Consider the following 8,792-nt stretch of genomic DNA (forward strand, 5'->3'; position numbering starts at 1 on the left):
GGTTCGTGAATTAAATAAACTTCTTTACCGTTAACGCGTTCGCACGATTCTTTTACAGCACGCATTTCTACTTCTGTAATTCCCGAAGGAATACAAACCACCATCCGCAAGGCTGGCGTAAACCATTTCTTTTTTAAGGCTGGTATATTCTTTATAAACATGCTAATCATCTCTTCAGAAGCTGCAAAATCGGCGATAACGCCATCTTTTAAAGGCCTGATAGTTTTGATGTTTTCATGTGTTTTACCCTGCATCATATTGGCTTCTTGTCCCACATGGGTAATCTTTCCAGTGATGCGGTCTCGCGCTACAATGGATGGTGCGTCTACAACTACTTTGTCATCGTGAATAATAAGGGTGTTAGCCGTTCCTAAATCAATGGCTATCTCTTCGGTAAAGAAATCAAAAAATCCCATGGGCTATTAGTAAATATTGAAAGGTTTAGTTGTATAACGATATAGTTGTAAAAATAGTAAAATTAATGTTTAAAATGACGTATTCCTGTAAATACCATACTAATATTATTGGCATTGCAATAGTCGATGCTTAGATCGTCCTTTATCGAACCACCAGGTTGAATAACCGATGTAATACCCGCCTTTCCAGCAATTTCAACACAGTCGGGAAATGGAAAAAATGCATCACTTGCCATGACAGCACCATTTAAATCAAAATTAAAGGAAACCGCTTTGTGAATGGCCTGATTTAAGGCATCAACGCGGCTGGTTTGTCCAGTACCACTGGCACAAAGTTGCTTGTTTTTGGCCAGAACAATTGTATTTGATTTTGTGTGTTTGCAAATTTTTGAGGCAAAAATCAAGTCGTCAAGTTCTTGATCATTTGGTTTTTTAGAAGTTAGGTAGCTTAACTTTTCAACGGAATCGGTTAATAAATCTTTGTCTTGAACCAAAACACCATTCAGGCAAGTTCTCACCGTTGTATCGGGCAATTTGGCATCTTTTTGAATTAATAAAATTCGGTTTTTCTTTGAGGCCAAAATTTCTTGAGCCATAGGATCAAAAGCAGGTGCGATCACCACTTCGCAGAATAATGAATTTATCAAATTTGCGGTAGCTTCATCTATGGTAGTATTGGATATAAGAATACCGCCAAATGCAGAAACAGGATCGCCGGCCAATGCATCTGTATAAGCTTCTTTTAGACTTGCTCTGGTGGCGATACCACAAGCATTGTTGTGTTTTAAAATTGCGAATGTTGGCGCATCGTTCTTAAATTCATGCATTAAATTAACAGCGGCATCAACATCTAAAAGGTTGTTGTAACTCAATTCTTTTCCGTGAAGTTTGGTAAACATGGCTTCAAAATCACCAAAGAAGTAACCTTTTTGGTGTGGATTTTCGCCATATCGCAACACTTTGCCATTGGTTTCACTAAGCTTGAAAACAGTTTCTGTTTTACTGCTGTTGAAATAATTAAAAATAGCAGTGTCGTAATGTGAAGATACGTTGAATGCTTTGGTAGCGAATCTGGCGCGTGCATCTTCTGAGATACTTCCGTTGTCTTCTTGAAGTAGTTCAAGAAGTTCGTTATAATCAACAACCGATGCCACGCACATAACATCTTTGTAATTTTTGGCAGCGGCTCGAATAAGGGAAATACCACCAATATCAATTTTTTCAATGATATCGTTGTGATTGGCACCTGAACTCACAGTTTTTTCAAACGGATACAAATCAACAATAACCAAATCTATTTGTGGAATATCATAAGTTTGCAATTCTTGCACATCACTTTCAACATTTTGGCGGTTTAAAATACCACCAAAAATTTTAGGGTGTAAAGTTTTTACACGACCACCTAAAATTGACGGATAGGAGGTAAGGTCTTCTACAGCAACAACATCGTAACCGAGATCTTTTATAAATTGTTCGGTACCACCGGTTGAATAAAAAGTAACATTTAAGTCACTTAAGGTTTTAATAAGCGGTGCCAGACCGTCTTTACTAAAAACAGATATTAATGCCGATGAAATTTTTTTTGTGTTGCTCATAAGGTTGTGTTGTGATTTTTCAAGTGCAAAAGTACATATTATCAGACTTAAAATTGAGGATTTTGCGTGACTTTGTTTGAGATTTTTGTAACAATCAATTGTTGAAAACGTCCTATCTTTAACTTCATAAAATTAGCCTATATGATTATTTATTTAAGAGTAATAAAGGAGAGTTTTGCCTTTGCTCTAAATGCTCTTAGGAACAATAAGTTGCGAACATTTTTGTCATTACTCGGTGTTACCATAGGAATTTTTTCAATCATCGCAGTATTGGCCGCAGTCGATTCATTGGAGCGAAATATTAAAGAAGGTCTTTCGGGTTTAGACGCAAATACCATGTATCTAACCAAATTCTCTTTTGGCCCAACAGAGGTGCCACGCTGGCAACGTGATAATTTCCCACAAACAGATTACAACGACTTTGATTTTGTAAGGCGTAATATTCCTAATATTGGTGCTGTTGCCTTTGCCATATTAGGCGGCAATGAATCAGTTAGATATGAAGGTCAAACTGTTACAAATGTTGGTGTTACCGCAGTTTCAAGTGGCATTTATGATATTGAAGATTTTAAAATTGAGCAAGGTCGTTTTTACACTGAGGCAGAATCTGAAACAGGTTCGCCCGTTATAGTTTTAGGACATTCAATTGCTGAGAATTTGTTTAAAAATATCAATCCTGTTGGTCAGGAGGTTCGCGTTTATGGGAGAAAATTGTTGGTAATTGGCGTTCTAAAAAAATATGGGTCGGGTTTATTTGATACACCCGACGAAAAGGCTTATGTTCCGGTAAATTTCGTTAGACAATTTAAAAGTGGTGGCGCTTTCGGTTTGCCCGGAGCAATTATTTTGAAACCGGCAAAAGACGTAGATTTAAATGCATTTGAAGCGATACTCGTTCAAAATTTTAGAATTTTTAGAGGGTTAAAACCCGATGAACCTAACAATTTTTTTATCAATAAAATTTCTGGTTTTGCTGCACTAATTGACGGTATTATCGGAACCATGAATTTTGTTGGGTGGCTTATTAGTGGCTTTTCTTTATTGGTGGGTGGATTTGGTATTGCAAATATCATGTTTGTAAGTGTGAAAGAACGCACCAATATTATCGGCATTCAGAAATCTTTAGGTGCTAAAAACAAATTTATTTTGCTTCAATTCTTATTTGAAGCGGTTATTTTAGCCTTGGTTGGCGGCATTATTGGTTTGATATTCGTATGGATTGCAACCTTGGTTATTTCACAATTTTCTGGCGAATTTCAGTTTGTCTTATCATTTTGGAATATGGTTATCGGATTCAGCCTATCCTCAATAATAGGATTGGTTGCAGGGATTGTGCCCGCTATCTCTGCTTCGAAGCTAGACCCAGTAGAAGCTATAAGAACGGGAATGTAAGGCAATACAACGTCCTTCTAGTCAAATAAGGTTGCAACTTTTTTACAAATGTATTCTAGAAACCTTTCATCCTTTTCTGTAAAAGGATCGGGCGTATTCGAATCAATGTCTATTTGGCCAATATTCTCACTATTCACAAAAATTGGAACCACGATTTCTGCCTTAACGTTTATACTACAGGCAATATAATTGTCTTGAGCGCTAACATCTGGCACTACAAAGTTTTGATTACTCACCGCAACTTGACCACAAATACCTTTTCCAAAAGGAATAATAGTATGATCGGTTGGCGCACCCACATAAGGACCCAATTTCAATTCTTGCTTGTCGCCATTTTTAAAATAAAAACCTACCCAATTGTAATAGGAAATTGAATCCGACAACAGTTTGCAAATATTGTGTAATTTAACGTCTCTGTCTAAATCGGTTTCTGAAACAATCGCTTTTACCTTTTGTTTTAAGTCTTGAAAGGGCATGTTATTTTTTTTTTGGCAAAAGTATTTAAAAAGCCGTAATTTTCAAGCGTTAATTTGCGCAACTTTAACACTAAAATCGCCTTAATTTATTGTTTTCTATTTTTAAAAAATATAGACTCGTTATTAAATTTATAATTACCTTTTTATTGGTTTATGGAATAGGTTCTGGCATCTATAAATTTTATCTCGATGTTAGTGATGGCTCCCAATTTTACCCAGATTATTTAACCAATCTGGTGGCCAAACAAAGTAGCGCTATGATCAATAGTTTTGGGTATCCCACCGAAATAGAACCACACAAATTAGAACCTTCTATGAAACTTATGGTTAATAATAAATTTGTAGCTAGAGTTGTTGAGGGATGTAACTCAGTGAGTGTTATTATCTTGTTTATATCTTTTGTGGTGGCCTTCGCCGGTTCATTTAAAGCTACTTTTTTTTATGTTTTGGCAGGCAGTTCCCTTATTTATGCGGTGAATTTAATTAGAATAGCCATTTTAAGCATCGGGCTATACAAATATCCATGGCGCAGCGAACTGTTGCACACCGTAATCTTTCCTTTAATCATTTACGGTTTGGTATTCTTGCTATGGATGGTGTGGGTGCATTATTATTCTAGACAACAAAAAGCAAATGAGTAATCCCTTTAAGTATATATTGCTTTTAATTTTATTTGGGCTACTCGTTTTGGTACGCGTATTCGAAAATGAATTATTCTACGACCCTTATTTATTGTTTTTTCAAAATGATTATTTATACATGGACTTTCCAAGAAGGGAAATTTTAAAACTTACGCTTTTTACTACCTTACGCTACGCAATCAATAGCCTGTTATCACTTGGCGTTTTGTATCTGTTTTTTAAAGATAGGAATATGATACGCTTTGCCGCCCTTCTTTTTATCCTTGCCTATCTGTTTTTGCTAATGCCATTTTTATACTTTGTCATTAACCCAAGACAAGAAGATTACTATTTGTTTTTCAATGTGCGACGGTTCTTAATTCAACCAATCTTTTTATTAATATTTATTCCAGCCTTCTATTATTACAAGCTAAAGCGTTAATATATTGTGAAATATCAGTTGTTTTGCTGCGTTTTTATACCTTTACGCCGTGAATCTTAAAATCATAAATAAAACCCTTTCGATGTTTATGGCACTTTTGGTGCTGTGTTCTACGGTTTCTGTAACTGTAGAAAAACATTTTTGTGGTGGTACTTTGGTTGATGTCGGCGTTTTTACACCAGCAAATAAATGTTGTTCAGACACTTCAAGTTCCGTTCAAACGTCTCAAGAAAGTCACTGCTGTAATGATGTGGTGGATTTCGTTGAAGGCCAAGACGAACTTCTTTTAGCTTCCAATGACGAGTTCAATAAATTCCAAGCTGAATTTTTTAGTGCGGTCATAATTAGCTATGTTCAATTATTTGAAAATCTTCCAAAAAAGAACCTTCCAAATTATAATTATGTACCTCCAAACTTGGTGCATGACATGCATATCCTTCACAAAGTTTTTTTAATTTGATGTCTTAATGAAACCCCTTTATAGAGGGATTGGGAGATTTATCCCGCAACTATTTCATTAACAATCAAATTTTATATCATGTTAAAATACCTATGGTTTTTTACTTTTTTGGTTCCTTTTAGTTTATGTGCACAGGAACAGTTAGAAGGTGTTATTTTAGAACAGAACAATGCCAACGAAGAAATGCCGCTCTCGGGTGCCAATGTTTATTGGCAAAATACTTCAGTTGGCAGTATTACCGATTTAGACGGCAAATTTAAAATACCCTATAGCAGTACATATAAATTTCTTATTGTCAGTTACGTTGGATTTAAAACCGACACTATTGAAGTTTCAGATTCAAATTTTATAAAACACTTTCTGAAACCAACGGCTAATTTAGATGAGGTTACGGTAACTTCAAGAAAACAGGCCACACAAAAATCTTATTTGCAAGCTACAAATACCTTTACCGTTTCATGTGATGAATTGCTTAAGGCAGCCTGTTGCAACCTGTCTGAAAGCTTTGAAACCAACCCATCGATAGATGTTAATTTTTCCGATGCTATTTCTGGCACCCGTCAAATAAAAATGCTGGGATTAACAACGCCATATATATTGATAGCTACCGAAAACATTCCTGCTATTCGCGGCGCCTCTCAGGCTTATGGATTGAGTTTTATTCCTGGTACATGGATTGAAAGTATTCAGATAACTAAAGGTGCAGGAAGTGTTGTCAATGGTTTTGAAAGTATAGCAGGACAAATAAATGCCGAACTTCAAAAGCCATCAACCGATTACGGATTGTTTGTAAATACCTATGCAGCAACCAATGAGCGTTTTGAATTAAATACACATCTAAATACTGCGGTTGGAGATAAATGGCATACCGGCTTGTATTTGCATGGTAGCATGTTAGACGCCAAACACGATGTAAATGACGATGGTTTTCTAGACATGCCATTATATAAACAGGTAAATATTTTAAATAGATGGCAGTACACCAATGCCGAAAAAGGTGTTGTGAGTTTTATAAACCTCCGATATTTGAATGATAGAAAACAGTCTGGACAAACCAGTTTTAATCCAGATACCGATAAATTAACCACCAATGCTTGGGGAAGTGAGATCGACACCGATCGTTTTGAAATAAGCACCAAATTAGGTTATGTTAATCCTGAATTGCCGTACCAAAGCTTAGGGTTTCAAACTGCCTTTAGCCATCATAAACAAGAGTCGTATTTTGGTTTAAGAGTTTATGATATAGAACACAATAGCTTTTATAGTAATTTGATATATAACAGCATCATTTCCGATTCAAGACATAAAATCAAAACCGGAATAAACTTTACTTATGATGCATTTAAAGAAACAGTTGCTGACGATAATTTCGATAGAATCGATAATTCTGTAGGCGGTTTTTTTGAATACAATTACGATGATTTAGAAAAGTTAAATTTAACCGCTGGTGTTCGGGTAGATCAGCATAACCGTTTAGGACTTTTTGTAACACCAAGGTTACATGTTAAATATTCGCCATGGGGTAAATCTGCGCTTAGAGGGTCTATAGGAAGAGGAAAACGAATAGCAAATATCTTTGCTGAAAATCAAAATTTATTTGCATCCTCAAGGCAAATTAATATTTTTAATGCAGGTGGAGAAATCTATGGTTTAGACCCTGAAATTGCTTGGAATTACGGTATAAGTTATTTACAAGGTTTCAACTTATTTGGAAGAAGTGCCGATGTAACCGTAGATTTTTATCGAACCGATTTTCAAAATCAGATAGTGGTAGATTGGGAAAATCCTCAAGAAATTAATTTTTACAATCTTGAAGGCGAAAGTTATGCCAATAGCTTGTTAGTTGAATTTAATTACAATGCCTTTGAAGGTTTTGATTTGAGAACTGCCTACAAATATTACGATGTTCAAACAGCATTTTTAAGCGGGAAAAAACAACAAGCTTTAGTACCGCAACACCGTATTTTTGTTAACACTGCTTATGAAACACCAACAAATGAAAAGGGCGCTCAATGGAAGTTTGATGCCACATTTAACTGGCTAGGAAAACAGCGATTTGCATCTACTGAAAGTAGCCCTGTGCAGTTTCAATTAGGCGAGTTTTCACCGACTGTTGGAACTTTAAACACCCAAATTACAAAGGTGTTTTCTCCAAAATTTGAAATATACATAGGTGCTGAAAACATCACTAATGTACGCCAGGATAACCCAATTTTAAGTCCTGATGCGCCTTTTGGTTCAAATTTTGATTCTAACTTTGTGTATGGACCGATTTTTGGAAGTATGTATTATACGGGACTACGCTATAAATTAAATTAATTATATTAAATTTAGTAACATGAAACACATAGTAATAATGCTCGCAATGGTTCTAGGAATGACTGCCATTGCTCAAAACAAAAACATGAAAGCAAGTATTGAAGTAGATGGGATTTGCGAAATGTGCAAAGCGCGTATCGAGAAAGCGGCCATAAAAACGGCGGGAGTAAAATCTGCCGTTTGGAGTATCGAAACCCACGAGTTGCGATTAATATTCGATGAACGCAAAACAAATCTTAAGGAAATTCAGAAAAGTCTTGCTAATGTTGGTCACGACACCAAAGCTTTTAAAGCCACTGACGAAGCTTATAACGGCTTACATGCGTGTTGCAAATACCGTGACGAAACTGTGAAAAACGATCATAAGTAATATTTGCAAAACCGTCTTGTATCAGGACGGTTTTTTTATTGATTACATTAACCTAACAATGAGACTATGACTCATACTTATAATATAACAGAAATGACTTGTGGCGGTTGTGTTTCAACAGTTAAAAGCAAGCGTCATACCATTTAAAACAGAAATGGCATTAATTGCAACAAGTATCGTTTTGGGAATTACAACTATTGGCGTGACCAAGACATTACTGGAGAAAAAAAATTCAGTGTGCTTGCTTAGGAACAGCACTAAAACTTCCTATGGCGGAAGCTACTTTTATCGAAAATGTAATTATGGTTGTGATGGCATTTTTCGATGCTTTTTAGATAAATATGATACCGTTTAAAAGAATATCACTTGGATTTTATCCAACACCTTTGGTGAAGTTAGAGTCACTCACAAAGCTTTTGGCCGGTCCAGAAATTTATATCAAAAGAGATGACCTAACAGGATTGGCTTTTGGTGGTAATAAAACGAGAAAGCTGGAGTATCTTCTTGGTGATGCTGTTGCAAAAGGTTGTGACGTTTTAATTACCGGTGGCGCTCAGCAATCTAATCACTGTAGGCAAACGGCTGCTGCGGCCGCTCAATATGGTTTGCAATGCCATTTGGTATTGGGTGGTCACCAACCAGATGAATTTAACGGGAACTTATTATTAGATAAATTACTGGGTGCGCATCTTCATTTTTGTG

10 protein-coding genes and 1 pseudogene are annotated in these 8,792 nt (G+C 36.0%); 8 read left to right on the forward strand and 3 right to left on the reverse strand.

The annotated features are described in order from the left end of the window. Together V7Z48_RS12970 and purH are read right to left on the reverse strand one after the other, a co-directional pair. On the reverse strand, positions 1-416 hold a 416-nt coding region (locus tag V7Z48_RS12970; RefSeq protein ID WP_334114021.1), incomplete at its 3' end, for a rod shape-determining protein. Between the two features lie 62 nt (positions 417-478). Continuing rightward, on the reverse strand, positions 479-2,011 hold the full coding sequence (gene purH, locus V7Z48_RS12975; RefSeq protein WP_334114023.1) for a bifunctional phosphoribosylaminoimidazolecarboxamide formyltransferase/IMP cyclohydrolase: 1,533 nt from the start codon (positions 2,009-2,011) through the stop codon (positions 479-481). Between the two features lie 141 nt (positions 2,012-2,152). On the opposite strand from purH, the gene V7Z48_RS12980 reads away from it, so the two are divergent. After that, positions 2,153-3,403: an ABC transporter permease gene (locus tag V7Z48_RS12980; protein WP_334114025.1), complete on the forward strand. Its 1,251-nt coding sequence runs from the start codon at positions 2,153-2,155 to the stop codon at positions 3,401-3,403. A 17-nt stretch (positions 3,404-3,420) separates the two neighbouring features. On the opposite strand, the gene V7Z48_RS12985 is transcribed toward V7Z48_RS12980, so the two are convergent. Beyond that, positions 3,421-3,879: a GAF domain-containing protein gene (locus tag V7Z48_RS12985; protein ID WP_334114026.1), complete on the reverse strand. Its 459-nt coding sequence runs from the start codon at positions 3,877-3,879 to the stop codon at positions 3,421-3,423. Between the two features lie 89 nt (positions 3,880-3,968). Here V7Z48_RS12985 and xrtF point away from each other — a divergent pair, with 89 nt between their 5' ends. The 7 genes and pseudogenes from xrtF to V7Z48_RS13020 all read left to right on the forward strand — a co-directional run. After that, positions 3,969-4,520, forward strand: coding sequence for an exosortase family protein XrtF (xrtF, locus tag V7Z48_RS12990; protein ID WP_334114028.1), 552 nt, complete (start codon positions 3,969-3,971; stop codon positions 4,518-4,520). Beyond that, the gene (locus V7Z48_RS12995) at positions 4,513-4,941 is read left to right on the forward strand and encodes an exosortase F system-associated membrane protein (protein WP_334114030.1); all 429 of its coding nucleotides are present in this window, start codon (positions 4,513-4,515) and stop codon (positions 4,939-4,941) included. Before xrtF ends, V7Z48_RS12995 begins: the two co-directional genes overlap by 8 nt. Positions 4,942-5,023: 82 nt before the next feature. Next, the gene (locus V7Z48_RS13000) at positions 5,024-5,401 is read left to right on the forward strand and encodes an HYC_CC_PP family protein (protein ID WP_334114032.1); all 378 of its coding nucleotides are present in this window, start codon (positions 5,024-5,026) and stop codon (positions 5,399-5,401) included. A 78-nt stretch (positions 5,402-5,479) separates the two neighbouring features. Continuing rightward, entirely contained in the window at positions 5,480-7,720 is a 2,241-nt protein-coding gene (locus V7Z48_RS13005) for a TonB-dependent receptor (protein ID WP_334114033.1), read from the forward strand. A 19-nt stretch (positions 7,721-7,739) separates the two neighbouring features. Then, positions 7,740-8,090, forward strand: a complete 351-nt coding sequence (locus tag V7Z48_RS13010; RefSeq protein ID WP_334114034.1) for a heavy-metal-associated domain-containing protein — start codon at positions 7,740-7,742, stop codon at positions 8,088-8,090. 151 nt (positions 8,091-8,241) lie between these two features. Beyond that, positions 8,242-8,425, forward strand: a pseudogene (locus V7Z48_RS13015) (heavy metal transporter); the annotation flags it as partial. Between the two features lie 6 nt (positions 8,426-8,431). Continuing rightward, the coding region (locus tag V7Z48_RS13020; protein ID WP_334114035.1) for a pyridoxal-phosphate dependent enzyme at positions 8,432-8,792 on the forward strand (361 nt) is incomplete at its 3' end.

The sequence above is a fragment of the Paucihalobacter sp. genome (assembly GCF_036825875.1).
Lineage (GTDB): Bacteria > Bacteroidota > Bacteroidia > Flavobacteriales > Flavobacteriaceae > Paucihalobacter.

Bases quoted from the DNA above. Each gene is read 5' to 3' on its own strand.
- V7Z48_RS13000 (WP_334114032.1), top strand. From the start codon at position 5,024: ATGTTTATGGCACTTTTGGTGCTGTGTTCTACGGTTTCTGTAACTGTA.
- V7Z48_RS12985 (WP_334114026.1), bottom strand. From the start codon at position 3,879: ATGCCCTTTCAAGACTTAAAACAAAAGGTAAAAGCGATTGTTTCAGAA.
- purH (WP_334114023.1), bottom strand. From the start codon at position 2,011: ATGAGCAACACAAAAAAAATTTCATCGGCATTAATATCTGTTTTTAGT.
- V7Z48_RS12980 (WP_334114025.1), top strand. From the start codon at position 2,153: ATGATTATTTATTTAAGAGTAATAAAGGAGAGTTTTGCCTTTGCTCTA.
- V7Z48_RS13010 (WP_334114034.1), top strand. From the start codon at position 7,740: ATGAAACACATAGTAATAATGCTCGCAATGGTTCTAGGAATGACTGCC.
- V7Z48_RS12995 (WP_334114030.1), top strand. From the start codon at position 4,513: ATGAGTAATCCCTTTAAGTATATATTGCTTTTAATTTTATTTGGGCTA.
- V7Z48_RS13005 (WP_334114033.1), top strand. From the start codon at position 5,480: ATGTTAAAATACCTATGGTTTTTTACTTTTTTGGTTCCTTTTAGTTTA.